Consider the following 22,518-nt stretch of genomic DNA (forward strand, 5'->3'; position numbering starts at 1 on the left):
AAGGCGTTTCACTTGGATCAACACACATAGCTATGTGTTAGAAACTAGTTTCTTTTGATTTTCTTTTTTAGTTAAGAAAAATCTATGTTTCTATGTGTTTAAAATATTTTCAGCATTGAAAAATGAGTTTTATTTTAGTGTAAAGAATTCCGCCAACGGACCTAAAGCCAATGCTGGAAAGAAAGATAAAGCAGCAATAATAGCAATCACGGCAAAAATCATTATTCCAAAAATTGACGTGTCGGTTTTTAAGGTTCCCGCACTTTCCGGAATATATTTTTTATTGGCTAACAAACCTGCAATCGCTAAAGGACCAATAATCGGAATAAAACGGCTTAATAGTAATACAATTCCAGTTGTGATATTCCAAAACGGATTATTATCTCCCAAACCTTCAAAACCAGAACCGTTGTTGGCAGCGCTCGAAGTATATTCGTATAACATTTCTGAGAACCCGTGATTGCCGGGATTATTTAACCAGCCAGTTGCGTTTCCGCTGAACCAGTATCCCATTGCAGTATCATGTGCAGCAAAATAAGAAGCCAAAGCAGTTCCCGCTAAAATCAATAAGGGGTGAAGAATCGCAATAAAAGCAGCAATTTTTACTTCGCGGGCTTCGATTTTCTTTCCTAAAAATTCAGGAGTTCGCCCCACCATTAAACCAGAAATAAAAACCGCCAGAATAATGAAAATGTAGAAGTTGAGGTATCCTACACCACATCCGCCATAAAAAGCATTAACCATCATAGCGAGTAATTGCATTGCACCAGAAATTGGCATCGCGCTATCGTGCATACTGTTTACAGAACCCGTAGAAATTACAGTCGTCGCAATACTCCAGAAGCCTGAAATAGCAGGGCCAAAACGAACTTCTTTTCCTTCCATTGCTCCAGTGGTCTGTGCGATTCCCATTTTTGCAATAGCAGGATTTCCGTTGATTTCGCTGGAGATTGTCGGAATTACAAGAAGTAAAAATCCAATGGTCATGACACCAAAAATGATGTAAGAGAATTTTATTTTGTTAAGGAAAAATCCAAGAGCAAAAATCATCGAAAACGGAACAATCATTTGAGCCCAAAGCTCAACTGCATTCGTAAAATACGTTGGGTTTTCTAAAGGATGAGTTGAGTTAGCTCCAAAGAATCCGCCTCCGTTTGTGCCAATATGTTTAATCGCAATAAATGCAGCTGCCGGCCCTCGTGAAACTTCAACATGATCGCCTTGTAAAGTTGTAATGGCATCTTTTCCTTCAAAAGTCATTGGAGTTCCGCTGAAAACTAATGCAATAGCAACGATTGCCGATAGGGGTAATAAAATACGAGTACAGCTTTTTATGAAATAATTATAGAAATTTCCCAGTTTGTCTGTGGTTCTTTCGCGCATAGCGGTAAAAACCATTGCAGCGGCTGCGATTCCGACACCAGCCGAAACGAATTGCAGAAACATCAAAACCATTTGCGATAAATACGAAACACCGCTTTCGCCAGAATAATGCTGTAAATCGCAATTGACTAGAAACGAAATGGCCGTATTAAAAGCCAAATCAGGCGACATAGAAGGGTTGTTGTCTGGATTTAAGGATAAAGAACCTTGAAATAATAAGACAAAAAAGCAAAGAAAAAACCAAACCATGTTTACGCTTAAAAGAGCTTTTAAGTGTTGTTTCCAGTTCATTTCTTCAGCTGGATTGATACCGCTGATTTTAAAAATAAGTTTTTCAATTGGATTGAAAATCGGGTCAAGAAGCGTTTTATTTCCCGTAAAAACTTTAGCAATATATTTCCCTACCGGAATAGCTAGAATAATGGTAAGGATAAAAATGCCTATGACACCTATTAATTCTGTGTTCATATTTTATTTGTTAGAATTTATTTAATTTTTAGATTTTATAAAAACAGGATTAGTACAATAAAGGCCAATGTCCAGACAGCACACGCATACAATAGCGATGTCTTTTTATTTTTATAATTTGACTTTTTCATTTTTAAAATTTTTCGGGTCTGATTAATACATAAACCAAATACACGAAAACGGCGATTGAAATAATAAAGAGTGCAGTCATGATTTATATTTTTTCAAAGAATTCAACTGATTTAAAACAAATCGCAAACAGCACAACTGCCAATGCGAGTAAAAGAAAAGTAATCATAAGATTTATTTTAGATTTAAGTCCCGAAGCTTCGGGATAGATTTTAGATTGGTGTAGCGATTAAATAGTTAAACAGTTAACTGGTTAAACGCCAGACGCATTAACCTGTTTGATATATTCCGCTTTAAGCGTTTGTGGAAAAAGATGTGAAATATTGCAGTGGCGCATTTCCATAAAAGACGAAACGGAGAAAACATACACGTTAGAAATAGCATTTTTAGTTTCGATGCTTCCGCTAATAAATAAACGTTCAGCAAGAGCGAGGCACTTTTTAGCACGCACGATATTTCCGCAGATAATATTCTTTTTAGTGATCTCAGCAAAACGTTCTGCTTGTTTGTAGATAGAGGTGACTTGATTTTTCATTTGGAATGAATTTTAATGTTCTTCCTCTTTATGCCAAAAGATGTTCCGAAAAAGTAGAGTTATGTCTAAAGTGCTATCAATAAAAGGAATGAAATTTTATGCCAAAAAGCAGGCATAAAAAAAGCCTATCATTTTGATAAGCTTTTATTGAAATGATAAGATTGTTACATTTCCTGCAAGGTTTTCAAAACCTTGTAGGTATTCTATATTAAAGTTTAAGTATTTCAAAAATATTTAAACCTACAAGGTTTTCAAAACCTTGCAGGATTATGACTATATATTGTATTCTTCGATTTTTCGGTACAAAGTCGCAATCCCAATTTCTAATAATCTTGCCGTTTCAGCCTTATTTCCTTTTGTGTAATTCAAGACCTTTTGAATATGCAGTTTTTCAACGCTTTGCATCGAGAAAGCTGACATTGGTTTCGAATTATTTTCAGTTTGATGCTGTAGTTCGTAAGGCAAAACATCCGAAGTCAAAATCTCTCCATTGCTCAAAATAACCGATCTTTCAATTACATTTTTAAGCTCACGAATATTTCCTGGCCACGAATAATTTTCTAATTTTTGCAAAAAGTCATCAGCAATCTGCAATGCTTTTTTATTCGTTTTTTCTGAAAATTGCTTCACATAATAAGTAGCGAGTAGCGGAATATCTTTAATCCTTTCTCGTAAAGAAGGCAATTTAATTTCGAAAATATTCAAACGGAAATATAAATCAGAACGGAAACGATGTTTGTCGCTTTCAGTTTTTAAATCACGATTTGTAGCGGCAATTAATCTGAAATTTGATTTTTTAGGGGTCGTGTCGCCAACCGGAATATATTCTGAAGTTTCTAAAACACGCAATAATTTCGCCTGAAGATCAATCGGCATTTCACCAATTTCATCTAGGAATAGAGTTCCGCCGTTTGCTTCTTCAATAAAACCCTTTTTATCTTTTACAGCTCCCGTAAAAGCGCCTTGTTTATGACCAAAAAGTTCGCTTTCTAAAATTTCTTTCGTAAAAGTACTGCAGTTCAATGCCACAAAAGATTTTCCTGCACGATTGCTGTTTTCGTGAATCGCCTGCGCAAAAACTTCTTTTCCCGTTCCGGTTTCGCCAGTCAATAAAACCGTCGAGTCGGTTTTGGCTACTTTTTGAGCAAGATCAATAACCTGTTCAATTCCTTTTGATTTTCCGATAATGGTATTAAAAGAATATTTATCGTTAATGCGCTTTTCAAGCTGCTGCACTTTTTTCTGCAAATGAACTTTTTCGACAGCCTTATAAAGAAGCGGAATAATTTTATCATTATCATCGCCTTTTACAATATAATCGAAAGCGCCATTTTTCATTGCTTGAACGCCGTCGGGAATATTTCCGAAAGCCGTTAGCAAAATCACTTCTGTTAAAGGAAAACTGTTTTTTATGTTTTGAAGAAAATCTACACCATTTCCGTCAGGAAGTTTCACATCGCAGAAAACGACATCAATTTCGGTTTGTTCCAATTTCTTAAAACCCGATTTTAAATCTTTGGCTTCAAAAACTTCAAATCCTTCCGATTTTATAATGCGCGCCAACAGACTTCTCAGTTTTTCTTCGTCGTCTATAATTAAAATTTTGTGTGTCATTTGCAGATAAGCTAAAACCGAGTTTGGTATTTGATGTACAAATTTAGGCTTAAAATCAGTTCCCTTTTTGGATTCAGAACAAATTTTTTTTGAGGACAGAATCCCTTTATAATATTTTTTGGAAAAGAAATGTATTTTTAAATTTCACAAGAACGGCTAAAATTTGGATGAAAACAATTCATAAACAGGTTTTCATTCAATTAAAATAAAAAATATTGCCACAGATTAAATTTGAGTTTTACTTTAACACAGGCAAAAAATCATTTTAATCTATGGCAAAAATAATTAGTGGAAATTCGTGGAATTAGTGGCAAAAAAACTAATCAATCTCCTTTTCATTATCCTTTATAAAAGTGTCAATATTCATTAAATATGGATCAATTACAACCCGTTGAGGTTTGTTTTTGATTTTGATTTTGCCTTCAATCCTATTATTTTTGATTGGAAACGTACGGTGAAACAGCTTTCCGTCTTCATCATAAATTCCAATATCGATTGTTTTGTCATTATCAATTTGTTTCCGAATTCCTGTGGCATTTTCTGCATATTTTTTGGAATCAGCCTTAAAAGAAACTTCGTAAAAATCATTCTTTTTTGCGCTTTCAACCTCTAAAATTTTAGAAGAATAGGTGATAATTTTTTTAAACATTTCATCCAGTTTTGGGTGAAGTTTAGAATCAGCGACCAAATAAATTTCTTTTAATAAATCTTCAGAATCTGGAATTGCATTAGGATATTTATAGTGGCTCAAGAAATTATGCAAAGCCAGATTTACTTTTTCTTCGCCAATTAAAATTCTCAATTGATGCATAACCAGCATTCCCTTGTCGTAAGGCAAGTGCGGTGTTTCGTAATTCGTTTTATATAGCGGTGTTTCAGGTTCGTAGCTTCGGCTGCTTAAATACAAATCCAGATGAATTTTTAACGTTTCCAAAGCTTTTTCTAAGCCATGTTCTTTTTCATACAGCATTAATTCGGTGTATTGTGCAAGAGTCTCGGTGAGAATCCAGCTTCCTTCTTTTTGTTCAGGGCTGATTTGCGCATTACCCCACCATTCATGCGACAACTCATGAGCCGTCAGCTGATTGATAATATCTTCTTTATCTCGATTGTTTAGGTTGCTGTAAAAACCAAAATTCTCTTTCATGAAAACGGTCGACGGATATGAAGTCGCCGCAAATCCATCTGCAAAAGCTGAAACTTCGGCATAACGAATGGTGCTGTACGGATATTTTCCAAAATTGTTTTGGCAGTAATCCAAAGTGTTCTTAACATTTTGAATCAATTTAGCAACATTTCTAGAATGCTTTTTATCGTAATAAACCTCAATCGAAATGCCTTCATAAATTGTTTTTTGAATTTGATATTTGGCAGATGAAAAAGCAAATCGAAACGGGGTCTTCCCGTTAGATTTATAATGAAAATAATTGCGATCGTTTTTTTTCCAATTTCCAATTAAATCTCCAATTCCAATTGCCGTTTGGTTTTTCGAAGTAGAAACTATAGCCTCATAGTCAATAAAATCATTCGTGATTTTCGATTTATCTTCAAGCTTTTTGAGCGGTTGCTGTGGTTTCAGATGTCTTTTTGCCCGCTCTTTTTCACTACTGATTTCATTAGAGTCCTGATAGCCAAAAAGAGGGTAATAACGGCTTATTCGCATAAACGAGCCATTGTCAATAATAGAATTAAAGGCTGTGTGGCCTTTAAATGGCGACCAAGTCGATTTAAAAGAAAAACTCATTTTTATCTTCTGATGAGGTTGCAAAGGTTTTTCTAATCGGTACCAATAATGCTGAAATTTAGAGGCATCATCGAGATTTTTGGCATTTTTAATTTCGACAGAAGTCAGTTTCGAATTTCGATCTATATATAGGAGTAAACTATCAATTGGTTTTTCAGCATTATTCACTAATTCATAAGTGCCTTTAACTTCGTAACGATTCTCTTCGGGAAACAAATCGACTTTACTTTTTACTGAAATAATTGTTGGTTGTGCAAGATCTGCGTATTTTTTAAAATGGCGCTCATATTGTTCGCTCCAATTGTTCTGGCCGTCTTTAGTCAAATAAGGATATTCAATATTGGTTTTATAAAAAATATAGCTTCCAAAACCAATAAAAAGAATAATTTCAAAACCAAAAGTTATTTTTTGAGCAGCATGAAATGAATTTCTGCGAAAGGTTTTTACTATTGCGGCATTTCGTTGCCATAAAATTTCAGTCAAAGTTAGCAGTATCAAAGCCAGACCAAGATTGTATAGCATCGAGATATGAAACGGAAAAGTATAACTTCCAAAGCCATTCAAATCAAAGTACTCTCTTTTAAAAGAATCTCCAAATCGAAATAAAGGATGTGAAATTCCCAATTGTTCTCCAATTCCTGTACAAAAAAGAAGTGCCGTAAAAGCCGAAACGGCCAAACCTAAATATTTATTTTTGATGAAAGTTTGAATTGAAATCACTAAAATCGAAATCAGCAATAATGGAAATCCAATAAAATAAAACATCCAAATATAAAGACTGGTTTCAATAGGCGCATTTGCGTGTCCGATTTGAAAGCCAATTCCAATCAAAATGCTAATTCCAATTAATATTATAGGAATCATAAAAAGCGTCGTCAATTTTGACATCAAAACGGTAAATTGAGAATAAGGCGCGGTATTTTCGAGCATTTCAAATCTTGAATTTTGACTTCGATTCAATAGTTCACTGCTATAAAAAAGAACAATTAGAATTAAAATAAAAGGCAGACGATCCATAATTGTAGAAATCATCAAGGCGGTATCCGTAATTTTTTCTGCCAATCGGATTCCTCCATCAATTTCATCTGAAATCTCAATCATTAGTAATCCCGAAAATAGAATTGCAATCAATAAAAACGGAATTCCCTTTAAAACCAAATAAATATCCATTTTCAAATTGCTTTTAAAAACCGCCCAATTATGTCTGGAGGTTTTAAATTGCTGTTCTGGAGTTTTGGCAGAAAACACTTTTACCTCTTTTGAACTGGCTTTAATCGGCTTTACTTTTTTAGTTTTTGTTTTTCGAAATGAAAACAGTTTGTACGAAACAAAAACGAGAAGGAAAGAAATGCAAATCCATAAGATTCGATTGAATAAAAAGTTGCCTGAAAGAGAAATCAGCTGAGTGTTTTTTTCAATAGACGTCCAATATCTCGTTTGTTCCAAAAAAGCGGCCAAACCAAACGGATCGATCTTTGCGGCCAAAGACATCGCTTTTGCGGAAGACGGAGAAGCATTTGCAAACAATGGCGAATTAGAAAAAATCGAACCCGCTATATATAATATGTAGATAAATAAACCGCCAACATACATAAAAAGTTTACTTCGCGTAAGCCAGGCCAGCGTTGCAAGAATTGAAAGGCATAGAAAAATATTTGGAACAACGATGACAAGATACGGCCACAAGTAATTTAGAATTTCAAAAGGACCAATTTCGCTTTTCGCAATCCATGACATTTGATGCCCTATAATCATTCCGATAATAAACATTCCAAAAGAAGAGGCAGCAATTGCAAAAGCCGCGATAAATTTACTTCCCAAATAATGAAGCTTAGAAAGAGGAGTAGAGAAGAGTATTGCATCAAACTTGGTTTCATATTCTTTTAAAAAACTCTGCGCCGTTTGAAGTGTTGTCGAAAAAATGGTCAACAAAGAAATAAGCCCAATGGCATAAGTCAGGACAAACGGACTGTTTTTATAAGCTCCCGAAAACGAAAAGTTTGCAAAAGCGCTCACAAAAAAGCCAAGAATCAGATAAATAATAAAAGTGGCATAAAAAGTCCAGTTTCTGGTATTGTTATGCCATTCAAATTGAATTAATTTAGAAAGCATAACGTTATTTTTTTAATTGATTTTGAGATAGAATAGAAAAGTAAACATCATTTAAATCTGGAGAAGCCAATTCAAAACCAGAATCAGGCTGCTGTTCAGAGAAAACATGAATATTGATTTTGCCTGAATTCAAATGAGAAGAAATAATAGTAAAATGCTCCTGATGCTCTTTCAATTCATTTTTATGAATCGTCTTTGTCCAAATTTTTTCTTTCAAAGAATCTACAGCTTCATTTGGATTTCCTTCCAGAATTAATTTGCCATTAGAAATAATTGCCATTTTGGTGCACAGATCGCGAACATCTTCGACAATATGCGTTGATAGAACCACAATAATGCTCTCGCCAATTTCACTTAAAAGATTATTGAATCGGTTTCGTTCTTCAGGATCAAGTCCAGCAGTAGGTTCATCCACAATAATAATTTTCGGATTTCCCAGCAAAGCCTGAGCAATCCCAAAGCGCTGACGCATTCCGCCCGAAAAAGAATGAACCGCCTTGTCTTTGTGCTGTAATAAATTGGTTTGCTGCAACAAATGCAAAATCTGGTCGTGTCGTTCCTTTTTATTGACAATTCCTTTTAGAATCGCCAAATGATCCAATAAGCGATAAGCTGAAATCTTCGGGTAAACACCAAATTCCTGCGGAAGATACCCTAGATTCTTCCTAATAAACATTGGATTTTCGAGAATATTGGTTCCGTTAAACTCGATAATTCCCGACGTTGGTTCTTGCAAAGCGGCAATTGTTCGCATTAATGTTGATTTTCCCGCTCCATTCGGCCCCAATAATCCAAACATTCCGTTTGAAATTTCAAGCGATAAATTAGTAATCGCCTGTGTGCCGTTCTCATACGTTTTGCTGAGATTTTTGATTGATAAACTGTTCATTTTTTGATTGATTTTTGATGATTATATAAATGATGATTTGAAATTTTTTAGGCAATAAAAGTCCTGTCGGCCTCAAAAGCCGATTTTTAGATTCAGAAAATTTGATTTAAAAGAAGCTACTCGCTTACATATTCTAAAATATCACCAGGCTGACAGTCTAGGATTTTGCAAATAGCTTCAAGAGTATCAAATCGGATACCTTTTGCCTTTCCAGTTTTTAGAATTGATAAATTAGCAGGCGTTATATCTAATTTCTCTGCCAATTCTTTACTCTGCATCTTGCGTTTGGCAAGCATTACATCAACATTTACAATTATTGGCATAGTTATATAAATAAGTCTTGTTCGTTTTGAAGGTTTAAACCTTGTTTAAAAATGGCAGCTAAAAAATAAGCAAAAGCGCCAAGCATTCCGTGCAGTATGATAAAAAGTGCCACTTCATTATCTAAAGGAACAAAGAAGAATGCAAAAAATATCACGATGCTCGGAATTAATAAATTGGATAAATAAAATCGTTTTAAATGCAGGACTCCATTTTGTGTAAATAATTTTGGCTGAAAGAAAACCTTAAAGACATTGCTGCTTAGCAAAAAGAAAAGCCCATAAAGACTCAATGGAGCCAGAAAATCAAAAAGAATATACGGCAGGTTGTAATCGCCCAACATTAATGGATGCGAAGTAAAAGGATAACATACCTGAAAATACTTGCCATTATCTTTAAAAGTCAAAAATAAACCTGTTAATAAGGTAAACACCGAATAAGCAGCCAAGAAAAAATAAACAACAGCTAAGAATCGTGTGAAATAAAATAATATTCTCGAAACAATATGAGTGGTCTTCATACAAGTGAAAAATTAGATTGATATTGCAAATGTATAATTAATTATCGTAAAACAATAATTAATTATTGAAAAATAGTTATTCTAAATAGTCTGAGAATATTATAATTCTATTAACATTAGAAAACAAAAGGCATTCGCATAAATGAGTTAATTTTGCATTTTAGCCTTTATTTATATGAAAAACCCAATTTCAGTCTCAATATTAGAGCTTGCAATTATCACTCAAGATAGTAATGCAACAGAAACATTTCAAAAAACAAAAGACATAGCACAATTAGCCGATAAACTAGGATACAAGAGAATCTGGTTGGCAGAACACCATAATATGGCACACGTTGCAAGTACGGCAACCGTGGTTTTAATTGGTTATGTGGCAAGTCAAACTGAAAATATACGTGTAGGTTCTGGGGGAATCATGCTTCCAAATCATTCGCCTCTAGTAGTGGCAGAACAATTTGGAACACTAGAAACTCTTTATCCTAACCGAATTGATTTAGGTTTAGGAAGAGCGCCAGGAACAGATCAGCCAACTGCAGAAGCGATTCGAAAAGATTTTTTTGAGCAAGCACAGCGATTTCCGCAAAACGTAAGTAAGCTTCAGGAATACTTTTCATCAGAAAACGCCACAGGAAAAGTGCGCGCATTCCCTGCTGAGGGGTTAAATGTCCCAATTTGGATTCTCGGTTCAAGTATGGACAGTGCAGCTTTGGCAGCAGCTTATGGCTTGCCTTACTCTTTTGCCGGGCACTTTGCGCCAAAACTAATGATTCAGGCATTCGAATTTTACAGAGAAAATTTCCAGCCATCAGAGTATTTAGACAAACCAAAAACAATGGCTTGTGTCAATATCATTGCCGCAGACACCAATGAAGAAGCAGAATTGCTTTCAACAAGTTTGTATCAAATGTTTTTAAACCTAATTAGAAATGATCGTAAAGGATTGCAGCCGCCAGTTCAATCTTTAGACGATATCATGAATGAAGCAGAACGGTTCCATGTAAACCAAATGACAGCAGGAACCTTTACAGGCAATAAAGAACAATTAGTAACCGATTTGAAAAAATTTGTTGACTATGCTCGAATCGACGAGCTCATGGTAACAAGTCCAATCTTCGATCACCAAGCAAAACTAAAAAGCATTCAAATTACCAAAGACGTAATAGACGCTTTGAATGAATAATACATATAATATAGTTTATAAGTTATACTTATATATATAAGAGTAAATCTCGGTTACAACCCGACAGGTTTTCAAAACCTGTCGGGTTTATTTGTATAGGTATGTTCGCAATCAAATTCCCGTTTTTCTGTAGAGACGCACTGCAGTGCGTCTTATGCTCGACATATATAAGGGCAGTTTTTGAAATTAGGTTTTTTCAGGAGCTGTTTCCCGCTATGCGCTGCAATCTTTTTGGGCCGAACCCCGGCCCAAAAAGGATTTCCGCTCCTATCGGGGCTAAGAATGCGGTTTCAGGAGAGGCGTTTGGGGAAATGGAAGATTTCGAAATCATGAAAAAACTTTTGAAAAAGGCGCCAAATGCTGAAAATCCGATAAAAACTGATGCCGGGAAGTATGGCAAAATAAGAAAATGCCAGCCATTCCAAGAAAAACCTTACGCGCTATGAAAAATATCCAGAGTGTAAACTCCGTGTTATGAGAAGGTTAGGAAAAAAGCGGAAAAAAGATTTAAAATAATCGTTGAAAAGAGTTGGAAAAGCGGAAAAAGGCGCTACTTTTGCACCCGCAACAGCGAAAAACGCTCTTAGAAATTCCGGCAGCTTCAGAAGATCAGCGAAAAGAAATTTTCGAAAAAAAAGATTGGAAAAAGCTTGCGGGAAAAGAAAAAGCTTTTTACATTTGCACCCCGCAAAACGCGGAAAGTCCATTGAAAGATCGGAAGGGGAATTGGAAAAGTGAGGCGAAAAAAAGCTTCAAAAATTTTTTAAATTTTTCTTGCAGGAAACAAAAAGAATTTTTAGTTTTGCACCCGCTTTGAAACACAAGTGGAATACAGAAGAAACAACGTTCGTAGACATATTGAATTGACAGCCGTCTTATCTTAAAGATAAGACAACAAAAGAATAAGAGTAATGGAATCGAGAGATTCGAAAAGAACCGATAGAAGAGGCATCGATAATATAATATTAAAATATACGATGAAGAGTTTGATCCTGGCTCAGGATGAACGCTAGCGGCAGGCTTAACACATGCAAGTCGAGGGGTATGCCGATTTATCGGCAGAGACCGGCGCACGGGTGCGTAACGCGTATGCAATCTGCCTTCCACAGAGGGATAGCCCAGAGAAATTTGGATTAATACCTCATAGCATCATGTTCCGGCATCGGGATATGATTAAAGTCACAACGGTGGAAGATGAGCATGCGTCCCATTAGCTAGTTGGTAAGGTAACGGCTTACCAAGGCTACGATGGGTAGGGGTCCTGAGAGGGAGATCCCCCACACTGGTACTGAGACACGGACCAGACTCCTACGGGAGGCAGCAGTGAGGAATATTGGTCAATGGACGCAAGTCTGAACCAGCCATGCCGCGTGCAGGATGACGGTCCTATGGATTGTAAACTGCTTTTGTACGGGAAGAAACACTCCTACGTGTAGGAGCTTGACGGTACCGTAAGAATAAGGATCGGCTAACTCCGTGCCAGCAGCCGCGGTAATACGGAGGATCCAAGCGTTATCCGGAATCATTGGGTTTAAAGGGTCTGTAGGCGGTCTTGTAAGTCAGTGGTGAAAGCCCATCGCTCAACGGTGGAACGGCCATTGATACTGCTGGACTTGAATTACTGGGAAGTAACTAGAATATGTAGTGTAGCGGTGAAATGCTTAGAGATTACATGGAATACCAATTGCGAAGGCAGGTTACTACCGGTGGATTGACGCTGATGGACGAAAGCGTGGGTAGCGAACAGGATTAGATACCCTGGTAGTCCACGCCGTAAACGATGGATACTAGCTGTTGGTGGCAACATCAGTGGCTAAGCGAAAGTGATAAGTATCCCACCTGGGGAGTACGAACGCAAGTTTGAAACTCAAAGGAATTGACGGGGGCCCGCACAAGCGGTGGAGCATGTGGTTTAATTCGATGATACGCGAGGAACCTTACCAAGGCTTAAATGCAGACTGACCGATTTGGAAACAGATCTTTCGCAAGACAGTTTACAAGGTGCTGCATGGTTGTCGTCAGCTCGTGCCGTGAGGTGTCAGGTTAAGTCCTATAACGAGCGCAACCCCTGTTGTTAGTTGCCAGCGAGTGATGTCGGGAACTCTAACAAGACTGCCAGTGCAAACTGTGAGGAAGGTGGGGATGACGTCAAATCATCACGGCCCTTACGCCTTGGGCTACACACGTGCTACAATGGCCGGTACAGAGAGCAGCCACCTCGCGAGGGGGAGCGAATCTATAAAGCCGGTCACAGTTCGGATCGGAGTCTGCAACTCGACTCCGTGAAGCTGGAATCGCTAGTAATCGGATATCAGCCATGATCCGGTGAATACGTTCCCGGGCCTTGTACACACCGCCCGTCAAGCCATGGAAGCTGGGGGTGCCTGAAGTCGGTGACCGCAAGGAGCTGCCTAGGGTAAAACTGGTAACTAGGGCTAAGTCGTAACAAGGTAGCCGTACCGGAAGGTGCGGCTGGAACACCTCCTTTCTAGAGCCTGAAATGTTAGCCGAAAGGCACGTTTGGGAAATGAGATGCCAAGACTGTAGGTTTTGGATCTTGAAATTGCATTACTCTTGCTGTTAATTTAAAGAAATAAACTTTTAAGTAAAAAAAAAACAGAGTCTCGTAGCTCAGCTGGTTAGAGTACTACACTGATAATGTAGGGGTCGGCAGTTCGAGTCTGCCCGGGACTACTTTTTAAAGCTTAAAGAGAAGGAAATTCTGGATGCTGGGATTCGCCAAAAGAAATTAGAGAAGAATAAGAAATCTAAAATCTGAATTCAAAAATCTAAAATTGAAAATGGGGGATTAGCTCAGCTGGCTAGAGCGCCTGCCTTGCACGCAGGAGGTCAACGGTTCGACTCCGTTATTCTCCACCAAGGGCTATAAGCTATAAGCTGTAGGCCGTAAGCTGAGAAAGCCTAAAGCATACTGCTTTAAGCCTAAAGCATAAGAAAGTTCATTGACATATTGGGATAAGAAAATAATAAGAAAGTAGAAAGCGTTTTTATTAGCGATAATAAAAACAAAGAAAAACGGTCATAAATGATTTTATGATTGGTGCAATAAGCAAAATAAGGGCGCATGGGGAATGCCTAGGCTCTCAGAGGCGATGAAGGGCGTGATAAGCTGCGAAAAGCTGCGGGGACGGGCACACACCGACTGATCCGCAGATACCCGAATGGGGCAACCCGCTATATTGAAGATATAGCACACCGATAGGTGGGCAAACCCGCTGAACTGAAACATCTAAGTAGGCGGAGGAGAAGAAAACAAAAGTGATTCCGTAAGTAGTGGCGAGCGAACGCGGATTAGCCCAAACCAGAGCTGTTACGGCAGTTGTGGGGTTGTAGGACCGCGATATTTCATGCATAAGGAACCGGAAGCTTCTGGAAAGGAGCGCCATAGAGGGTGACAGCCCCGTACGGGCAACAAATGTAATGGATAGCGGTATCCTGAGTAGGGCGGGGCACGTGAAACCCTGTCTGAATTCGGCGGGACCATCCGCTAAGGCTAAATACTCCTGAGAGACCGATAGTGAACCAGTACCGTGAGGGAAAGGTGAAAAGAACCGTGAATAACGGAGTGAAATAGATCCTGAAACCATGCGCCTACAAGCGGTCGGAGCCCTTTAGTGGGGTGACGGCGTGCCTTTTGCATAATGAGCCTACGAGTTAACGCTGCTGGCAAGGATAAGTGGTTAAGCCATGGATCCGCAGCGAAAGCGAGTCTGAATAGGGCGCTTTAGTCAGTAGTGTTAGACGCGAAACCGTGTGATCTACCCATGGGCAGGTTGAAGCTGTGGTAACACACAGTGGAGGACCGAACCGGTTGACGTTGAAAAGTCTTCGGATGACCTGTGGGTAGGGGTGAAAGGCCAATCAAACTCGGAAATAGCTCGTACTCCCCGAAATGCATTTAGGTGCAGCGCATAAATAAGTTATATAGAGGTAGAGCTACTGATTGGATGCGGGGGCTTCACCGCCTACCAATTCCTGACAAACTCCGAATGCTATATAATGTTTCTATGCAGTGAGGGCTTGGGTGCTAAGGTCCAAGTCCGAGAGGGAAAGAACCCAGACCATCAGCTAAGGTCCCCAAATATATGCTAAGTTGAAAGAACGAGGTTTGTCTGCCCAGACAGCTAGGATGTTGGCTTGGAAGCAGCCATTCATTTAAAGAGTGCGTAACAGCTCACTAGTCGAGCGGACGAGCATGGATAATAATCGGGCATAAGCATATTACCGAAGCTATGGATTTGCATGTATTTGCAAGTGGTAGGGGAGCATTCTGACAGGGCAGAAGGTATTCCGTAAGGGGTGCTGGACCGGTCAGAAAAGAAAATGTAGGCATAAGTAACGATAATGCGGGCGAGAAACCCGCACACCGAAAAACTAAGGTTTCCACAGCTATGCTAATCAGCTGTGGGTTAGTCTGGACCTAAGGCGAACCCGAAAGGGACAGTCGATGGCCAACGGGTTAATATTCCCGTACTTCTTATTGCTGTGATGGGGTGACGGAGTGATGAAAGCGCCGCGAACTGACGGAATAGTTCGTTAAAGCACCTAGCTATATCTTTTATAGGCAAATCCGTAGAAGATGGCGAAATGCGATAGTACTCGGAGTCTTCGGACAAAGAGATAGTGCGCCTAAGGGCTTCCAAGAAAAACCTCTAAACTTCAGGCAGTAAGAACCAGTACCGTAAACCGACACAGGTAGTTGAGGAGAGAATCCTAAGGTGCTCGAGAGATTCATGGCTAAGGAATTAGGCAAAATAGACCTGTAACTTCGGGAGAAAGGTCGCCCCGAGCAATCGGGGCCGCAGTGAAGAGGTCCAGGCGACTGTTTATCAAAAACACAGGGCTCTGCAAAATCGCAAGATGAAGTATAGGGCCTGACACCTGCCCGGTGCTGGAAGGTTAAGAGGAGATGTTATCTTCGGAGAAGCATTGAATTGAAGCCCCAGTAAACGGCGGCCGTAACTATAACGGTCCTAAGGTAGCGAAATTCCTTGTCGGGTAAGTTCCGACCTGCACGAATGGTGTAACGATCTGGACACTGTCTCAGCCATGAGCTCGGTGAAATTGTAGTAACGGTGAAGATGCCGTTTACCCGCAGTGGGACGAAAAGACCCTGTGCACCTTTACTATAGCTTAGTATTGACCTTGGATAAATGATGTGTAGGATAGGTTGGAGACTATGAAGCGGCGTCGCCAGGCGTTGTGGAGTCATTGTTGAAATACAACCCTTTGTTTATCTGAGGCCTAACCCCGCGATGTGGGGGACAGTGCTTGGTGGGTAGTTTGACTGGGGTGGTCGCCTCCAAAAGAGTAACGGAGGCTTCTAAAGGTTCCCTCAGTACGCTTGGTAACCGTGCGTAGAGTGCAATGGCATAAGGGAGCTTGACTGAGAGACATACAGGTCGATCAGGTACGAAAGTAGAGCATAGTGATCCGGTGGTTCCGCATGGAAGGGCCATCGCTCAAAGGATAAAAGGTACGCCGGGGATAACAGGCTGATCTCCCCCAAGAGCTCATATCGACGGGGGGGTTTGGCACCTCGATGTCGGCTCGTCACATCCTGGGGCTGGAGAAGGTCCCAAGGGTTGGGCTGTTCGCCCATTAAAGTGGCACGCGAGCTGGGTTCAGAACGTCGTGAGACAGTTCGGTCTCTATCTACTGCGGGCGTTAGAAATTTGAGTGGATCTGATTCTAGTACGAGAGGACCGAATTGGACAAACCTCTAGTGTATCTGTTGTCCCGCCAGGGGCACCGCAGAGTAGCTACGTTTGGAAGGGATAAGCGCTGAAAGCATATAAGCGCGAAACCCACCACAAGATGAGATTTCTTTTAAGGATCGTGGAAGATGACCACGTTGATAGGCTACAGATGTAAAGGCAGTAATGTCACAGTCGAGTAGTACTAATAATCCGTAAGCTTATGCACAGACTTTTTCCTCCCGGGCAATCGGGAGGAAGGAACTTTCTAAAAAATAAAGCTTATTTGTTTCTTTATCCCAGTATGTTAAAATATTTGCCCGTCGCGGGCAGTCTTTAAGCCGAAAGATTAAAGCCAAAAGCCGAAAGGCTTTAAAACTTTAAGACTTGTGACTTTGGACTAAAAACCTTAAGGTGGTTATTGCGGCGGGGCTCACCTCTTCCCATCCCGAACAGAGAAGTTAAGCCCGCCTGCGCAGATGGTACTGCAGTATTGTGGGAGAGTATGTCGTCGCCTTTCTTTTGAAAACCCCATCCGTTACGGATGGGGTTTTTTTGTATGCGGAATTTTGGTTTTCCTGACTTAATTGAACAGTAAAAATTAAATGAAAATCACTATTTCTAATGATTTGCAAGAAAAAATATAGTGCTATTTTCGTGTTAAATTGTCATGCAAATGAGGTGTATCAAACTATAATTTTTGGAGAATTAAATATTGATTAGCATCATGCAATTTTTAGTTTGATTCATAGTCAGACTCATATTACTTGCTCGAATAATTAGTAATAGCATTGGGGGGCTTTACTGTTTTATTCGAGCTTCGTGATATATAGAAATTAGATGCATTAATCTACTAAGCCGTTTTCAACAGCGTATTTTACTAAACCAGCTGTGTTTTTGGCATTTAATTTTGATAGCAAATTACGTCGGTGTGTGTTTACAGTATTTAAGCTTATAAAAGTTTTCTCTGCGATTTCTGCGGTATTGTATTCTTGAGCGATCAATACTAAAATTTCTTTTTCTCTTGAACTTAATTCTGCTAGGTTAGAAATTTGTTTTTCAATTTTTGAACTATTAATAAAATGTTTTTCTTCTACTTCTTCGGCAAAATAGTTTTCTCCTGAAGCAATTGTATTTATAGCTTTTAAAAGTTCCTCTTTTTCAGCATTTTTTAGCAAATAACCATTTACACCAATTCTAATTAGCCTTGACACGATCATCACATTGCTATGAGTGCTAACAATCAGAATTTTGATATTGGGATATTGTTTTTTTAAGATTTTACTCAATTGAATTCCATCCATTTCTGGCATACTGATATCCAAAATAATAAAATCAACAACTCCTTTCTTAACGATTTCTAACGCTTCTGCTCCATTTAAAGCCTTGTCAATAACAGTAATATTTGGTTCTTGTTCGAGCAAGGAGATAATTCCTTGAAGAAACATCGTGTGATCGTCAGCGATAAGTAGTTTAATTTTATTCATTCAATAAATATGTTAGTTGCTTTTAAATTCGTCAAGTTGATTTTTTAAATCGATGCCTTTTATTTTCGTTTTGGGTTTCGGTCCTAAAATTGGAATTTCAATATTAAAAATAGTTCCTCTTTTTAGTTTTGAATCAATAATAAATGAACCGTTCAATTTATTAATTCGATTTTCCATATTAGCAAAACCTATTCCTGTTGTATTATTTTCGATTTCAAAACCCACTCCATTATCTTCAAATAAAAGATTTAAGGTATTTTCGATATAATTTAGCTGCATTTCTATCTCGGTGGCTTTGGCGTGTTTAATCGTATTGGTCAAAAGTTCTTGTGTGATTTTAAAAACTTCAATCTGAATATTTTCATCTAACTCGTTAATTTCTTTTTTGGGATAAGGAATGAAGCTAATCTTAATGCCGCTTGCATCGCTTATATTGTTCAAATATGATTCTAAAACTTCGAGAAATTTATTTTGATTGAATTTTTTTGGAAGCAAAGTATGCGATAGATTTCGTACTTGCTGATATGTTTCATCAAGCTGATGGCTAATATTTTGAATATTAGAAAAATTAGTAGGGTTTAGGTGATTCACTTGTAGTTTAATGGCTGCCAAATTGCCGCCAATACTGTCATGGAGTTCTTGAGAAATACGTTGCCTTTCTTTGTCCTGACCGCTGATTGAGGCTTTGATTAGCTCCAATTCTTGTTCTTTTAAAATGCTGTTTATTTTTTGCGTGCTAATTTCGGCTTGTTTAATGTTTAATAAGTGCTGTACTTTAAACCGTTTATAAAACTGAAATAAAAGCGCGATTATTGGAATCAAGAGAATGAAAAAAGCAGTGACGGCAAATAACTTGATTTTTTTCTGTTGATTGATTTCAAGAGCTTTTAATTGCTGGTCTTTTTTTAGAAGCGATATTTCATTTCGTTTTTTGTTGGATGAGTTTTGGTAGGAGAGAATTGTATTTTCACTGTTTTTATTCAATATTTCTTCTCTAAGAATCATATTTTTAATCGCTTCTTCTTGGCTAGCCAAGGTTAATTTTTTGGTTTCATTCTCAAATTTCAACGATTCAATTTCTTTTTGTTTTTGAGCTGTTTTGTATTTGATTTCCAATTCATTGATTTCTTTAATCCGCTCCATTTTCGATATCGAATCTTTGAGATGGACTGATTTTTCAAATAATAAATAGGCATTTTTAAAGTCTTCTTGCTTTATGGCAATTTTTCGCAGTTCATCATAAATGTCTATTTGGTTTTGAAGCAATCCGAAATCAGCTGATTTTTTTAGCGCTTCATAGAAAATTAATTTTGCGTCTTCATATTTTTTTTGAGCGATATAACAATCGCCAATGGTGCTTCTGGAGATAATTGCCAATTGATTCAGTTCATTTTCATCGGCTATTGTAAGAGCTTCTTGAAACATTTTTAATGCTTCCTGATATTTGCTTTGTAACTGGTAATTTTCACCTAAACCTAGTAGAATAATCGACTTTCCTTGAAAGTTATTTGTTTTTTCGCAGAGTATTTTTCCTTTCTTATAGTAAAAAGCAGCATTATCATAATCTTTCAGTCTCGAATAAAGGTCACCAATGTTAATATAACTTCCAAGGATTATTTCGGGATCATCTTTATATTCTAGACATTCTTTAAACAGTTTTAAAGCATTTTGATAATCTTCCAATTCTGTATATGTCTGTGCTAAACCGTGCGTATGCGTATAAAAGAGGTCCTTTTCGTTATATTTTTGAGAAGCTTCAATACCTTTAAGATGCCATTTTTTACTTTCGTTAAAAAGACCACGCTTATTGTAATTAATTGCTAGAAGATTGTATCCCAAAGCAAAAAGTCGGTTTCTCAAAGAATCGTTGGCTACGGTGTTATATTTAAAAGCCTGATTGGTGTAATAAATAGAAGAATCGATTACGGCTCTTTTATTAAAATAGTAGGCAAGAAGAAGATTTGTGTTTGCTATTGATCTATTGTCTATTTTGGATTTTAAGAGGATATGAGCTTTTTGATAGGCTTTTTTTTCTTCTCCGCTATTATATAAATTGTAAAGATTCAGAATTTTGGCATCTTGTTTAATATTCGAAGATTTTTTGGTGACAAAAGAGTGCTTCTTATTTTCAATCTGTGCTTGGAGACTGAAGGATAAAAAGACGAATATCATTAAATAAAACCTTTCCGACCAGATTGCCATACGTTTTTGGTTTGTAATCTAACTAAGAATTAGAATTTTGTAAACTTGGGATTTGAAAGCTTAATTTGATTTGACTGTTAGGTAAAAGTACTACAAAACAATGTAAAAAATCATTCGAAAAATAAAATTTTGAAATGAAGTTGTGATATATTATTGAGTAAATTGTGTTTTTTAAATATTATTGAATCAGGTTGTTATGTTTGTTTTAAAGGCTAAAAGTTTCTTAAAATAATTTGAATGCATTTTTTGTTGTAGTAAATTAGTGAGACTATACTTAAAGAATTTAATTATGAAAACGAAAATATTTTTAGCTGTTGCATTGTTAGTTTTAACAATCTCGGCCAGCGCACAAAAGAAAATAGAGGTGGCAGAATTGCCAAAACCTGCGCAAGATTTTTTGAAGAAACATTTTAGTTATACGACTGTAGAAGTTGCTAAAAAGGATGCAGAGCATGGAGAAAAAGGATATGAGGTTAAATTAAAAGATGGTACAGAAGTAGAATTTTGGAAAGATGGATCGTATCGTGAAGTTGACGGGGGAGACAATCCAATTCCGACCGAATTTATCCCAGACAATATCAAAGCTTATGTGGCCAAAAATCATCCGAATGAAAAAATAACGCACATTGATTATGGGCACAAAGATCTCGATGTCGATTTGACCAATAAAATTGATTTGGAGTTTACTAAAGATGGTAAGATACTTAAAGATAAAAAGAATGATTAGCATCTTTAAGTAATGGCTATTTTCGGAAAATATAATGTGAGAGAAAGTAGTTTATATCTCCTATGATTTGTTTTATGGAAGAAAATAAACAAATAATGATTTACGGTATTGCAGAGAGGCCCAATTTGGCAATATCAATTTCGCGAGCTTTAAAAGATCATAAGATTGAAGTTGAAGATTTTATGAAAATAATGATAGCTCAAAACGAATTAAATTAAAAAAAATACAAGCAGGATCATGCTGTTGATTAAATAGAATTTGAGAACTGAAAGTCTCATTTAACCCCGTTAAAGCAGGATAGTTTTTAAAATTATCCTGCTTTAATTTGTAATGGTAATATTCTTTTTGAAAAAATGATAGTCAATTTTTTTCTTGAATAACAATCTTACATTTTAACACAACCGATTCAGAAGGCGTAAAACAAGGGCATTAAAAATTCCTTTTGCATTAGATAATGTATAAAAAATAATTGTAACACGGATTAGGCGGATTAGCTATCGCGAAGACGCGGAAAAGAACTGTTTTTTTACTTAAAATTGAGAAAAAAAACTGTGCAAATGCATTTTTGATATAGGGAAATCAGTGCCATCAGCGGGCCAAAAAATATATTTTAAAAATTATGAGCAAGAAAACAGCAATAGTAACCGGAGGAAATTCGGGTTTAGGTTTTGCAACGGCAAAAAAACTTTGTGATAGCGGAATTACAACCTACATCATTGGAAGGTCAAAAGAAAAAACAGAAGAAGCTTGCAAAGAGATTGGAGAAAATGCGATTCCAGTAATTTTCGATTTAAATGATTTGAAAGGAATTCCTGCGATGATCGAAAGCATTGCAAAAAATAGTCCGATCGATATTTTGGTTAACAATGCCGGAATCAATATGAAAAAAGAATTTGCTAATGTGACTGATGAAGATTTTTTATCGATTATTCATACTAATCTTTTGAGCGTTTTTGCTGTGAGCCGTGAAGTGGTGAAAAACATGAAAGCAAACGGAGGCGGAAGCATAATCAACATCAGTTCAATGGCGTCGCAGTACGGAATTCCAAAAGTTATTGCGTATTCGTCAAGCAAAGGTGCAATTGAAGCGATGACACGTGCTATGGCGGTTGAATTGGCTCAGTTTGGCATTCGTGCGAACTGTATTGCTCCAGGGTTCATAAAAACAAAGATGTCATCGACAGCGCTTGATAACGATCCCGAAAGAAAAAATAAAGTGCTTGGCAGAACACCGATGGGTTATTTAGGAGAACCGTCAGATATTGCAGATGCAGTTTATTATTTCGCTTTAAGCGAATCAAAATATACTACGGGTACAGTTTTGCCAGTTGATGGCGGGAACAGTATTGGGTTTTAATAAATGTTAAAAATGATTGCAAAGGCTTTTATTTTAAAGTCGCAGATTAAAAAGATATTACGCAGATGTTCTGATGAAATTGTCTTGCGTGAGGGATAGCAGTGGAAAGCCCACAGCCTGACGAAGGAAGAGC

15 protein-coding genes, 2 tRNA genes and 3 rRNA genes are annotated in these 22,518 nt (G+C 37.5%); 10 read left to right on the forward strand and 10 right to left on the reverse strand.

Annotated features, from left to right (window positions below; all coding sequences use genetic code 11):
• Positions 1–129: 129 nt before the first annotated feature.
• Both kdpA and kdpF read right to left on the reverse strand, forming a co-directional pair.
• Complete coding sequence (kdpA, locus tag N4T20_RS10100) at positions 130–1,851, reverse strand: potassium-transporting ATPase subunit KdpA (RefSeq protein ID WP_260672881.1); 1,722 nt, start codon at positions 1,849–1,851, stop codon at positions 130–132.
• Between the two features lie 133 nt (positions 1,852–1,984).
• Positions 1,985–2,062: a K(+)-transporting ATPase subunit F gene (kdpF, locus tag N4T20_RS10105; protein WP_260673107.1), complete on the reverse strand. Its 78-nt coding sequence runs from the start codon at positions 2,060–2,062 to the stop codon at positions 1,985–1,987.
• Here kdpF and N4T20_RS10110 point away from each other — a divergent pair.
• Positions 2,061–2,189, forward strand: coding sequence for a hypothetical protein (locus N4T20_RS10110; protein WP_260672882.1), 129 nt, complete (start codon positions 2,061–2,063; stop codon positions 2,187–2,189). The genes kdpF and N4T20_RS10110 overlap by 2 nt on opposite strands.
• Before the next feature lie 44 nt (positions 2,190–2,233).
• Here the strand turns inward: N4T20_RS10110 and N4T20_RS10115 are convergent, their stop codons facing one another.
• The 6 genes from N4T20_RS10115 to N4T20_RS10140 form a co-directional block, all read right to left on the reverse strand.
• Entirely contained in the window at positions 2,234–2,515 is a 282-nt protein-coding gene (locus N4T20_RS10115; protein ID WP_260672883.1) for a hypothetical protein, read from the reverse strand.
• A 273-nt stretch (positions 2,516–2,788) separates the two neighbouring features.
• A complete protein-coding gene (locus N4T20_RS10120; RefSeq protein ID WP_260672884.1) occupies positions 2,789–4,129 on the reverse strand; it encodes a sigma-54-dependent transcriptional regulator in 1,341 nt (446 codons plus the stop codon).
• Positions 4,130–4,448: 319 nt separating this feature from the next.
• The gene (locus N4T20_RS10125; RefSeq protein ID WP_260672885.1) at positions 4,449–7,985 is read right to left on the reverse strand and encodes an ABC transporter permease/M1 family aminopeptidase; all 3,537 of its coding nucleotides are present in this window, start codon (positions 7,983–7,985) and stop codon (positions 4,449–4,451) included.
• 4 nt (positions 7,986–7,989) lie between these two features.
• Entirely contained in the window at positions 7,990–8,874 is an 885-nt protein-coding gene (locus tag N4T20_RS10130; RefSeq protein ID WP_260672886.1) for an ABC transporter ATP-binding protein, read from the reverse strand.
• A gap of 116 nt (positions 8,875–8,990) precedes the next feature.
• Positions 8,991–9,197: a helix-turn-helix domain-containing protein gene (locus N4T20_RS10135; protein ID WP_008466864.1), complete on the reverse strand. Its 207-nt coding sequence runs from the start codon at positions 9,195–9,197 to the stop codon at positions 8,991–8,993.
• A 2-nt stretch (positions 9,198–9,199) separates the two neighbouring features.
• Entirely contained in the window at positions 9,200–9,715 is a 516-nt protein-coding gene (locus tag N4T20_RS10140) for a DUF2975 domain-containing protein (RefSeq protein ID WP_260672887.1), read from the reverse strand.
• A gap of 175 nt (positions 9,716–9,890) precedes the next feature.
• Here N4T20_RS10140 and N4T20_RS10145 point away from each other — a divergent pair, with 175 nt between their 5' ends.
• The 7 genes from N4T20_RS10145 to rrf all read left to right on the forward strand — a co-directional run bounded on the left by N4T20_RS10145 (position 9,891) and on the right by rrf (position 17,132).
• Complete coding sequence (locus N4T20_RS10145; protein ID WP_260672888.1) at positions 9,891–10,895, forward strand: LLM class flavin-dependent oxidoreductase; 1,005 nt, start codon at positions 9,891–9,893, stop codon at positions 10,893–10,895.
• Between the two features lie 101 nt (positions 10,896–10,996).
• Positions 10,997–11,341, forward strand: coding sequence for a hypothetical protein (locus N4T20_RS10150; RefSeq protein WP_260672889.1), 345 nt, complete (start codon positions 10,997–10,999; stop codon positions 11,339–11,341).
• A gap of 528 nt (positions 11,342–11,869) precedes the next feature.
• Positions 11,870–13,383 (forward strand): 16S ribosomal RNA (locus N4T20_RS10155).
• Positions 13,384–13,515: 132 nt separating this feature from the next.
• Positions 13,516–13,589: transfer RNA gene (locus N4T20_RS10160), tRNA-Ile, on the forward strand.
• A gap of 109 nt (positions 13,590–13,698) precedes the next feature.
• Positions 13,699–13,775, forward strand: a tRNA-Ala gene (locus tag N4T20_RS10165).
• Between the two features lie 183 nt (positions 13,776–13,958).
• Positions 13,959–16,841, forward strand: a 23S ribosomal RNA gene (locus N4T20_RS10170).
• A 181-nt stretch (positions 16,842–17,022) separates the two neighbouring features.
• Positions 17,023–17,132, forward strand: a 5S ribosomal RNA gene (gene rrf / locus N4T20_RS10175).
• Together the 16S, 23S and 5S rRNA genes with 2 tRNA genes alongside form the textbook arrangement of a ribosomal RNA operon.
• A 325-nt stretch (positions 17,133–17,457) precedes the next feature.
• On the opposite strand, the gene N4T20_RS10180 is transcribed toward rrf, so the two are convergent.
• Both N4T20_RS10180 and N4T20_RS10185 read right to left on the reverse strand, forming a co-directional pair.
• Positions 17,458–18,099: a response regulator transcription factor gene (locus N4T20_RS10180; protein ID WP_260672890.1), complete on the reverse strand. Its 642-nt coding sequence runs from the start codon at positions 18,097–18,099 to the stop codon at positions 17,458–17,460.
• Between the two features lie 12 nt (positions 18,100–18,111).
• Positions 18,112–20,301 carry a tetratricopeptide repeat protein gene (locus N4T20_RS10185; RefSeq protein ID WP_260672891.1) on the reverse strand — a complete coding sequence of 730 codons (2,190 nt, stop codon included), beginning with the start codon at positions 20,299–20,301 and terminating at the stop codon, positions 18,112–18,114.
• Between the two features lie 289 nt (positions 20,302–20,590).
• Here N4T20_RS10185 and N4T20_RS10190 point away from each other — a divergent pair, with 289 nt between their 5' ends.
• Entirely contained in the window at positions 20,591–21,028 is a 438-nt protein-coding gene (locus N4T20_RS10190) for a PepSY-like domain-containing protein (RefSeq protein WP_260672892.1), read from the forward strand.
• A 619-nt stretch (positions 21,029–21,647) separates the two neighbouring features.
• On the forward strand, positions 21,648–22,385 hold the full coding sequence (locus N4T20_RS10195; protein ID WP_260672893.1) for an SDR family NAD(P)-dependent oxidoreductase: 738 nt from the start codon (positions 21,648–21,650) through the stop codon (positions 22,383–22,385).
• The last annotated feature ends 133 nt before the right edge of the window (positions 22,386–22,518 follow it).

Source organism: Flavobacterium sp. TR2, from assembly GCF_025252405.1.
Taxonomy (GTDB): domain Bacteria; phylum Bacteroidota; class Bacteroidia; order Flavobacteriales; family Flavobacteriaceae; genus Flavobacterium.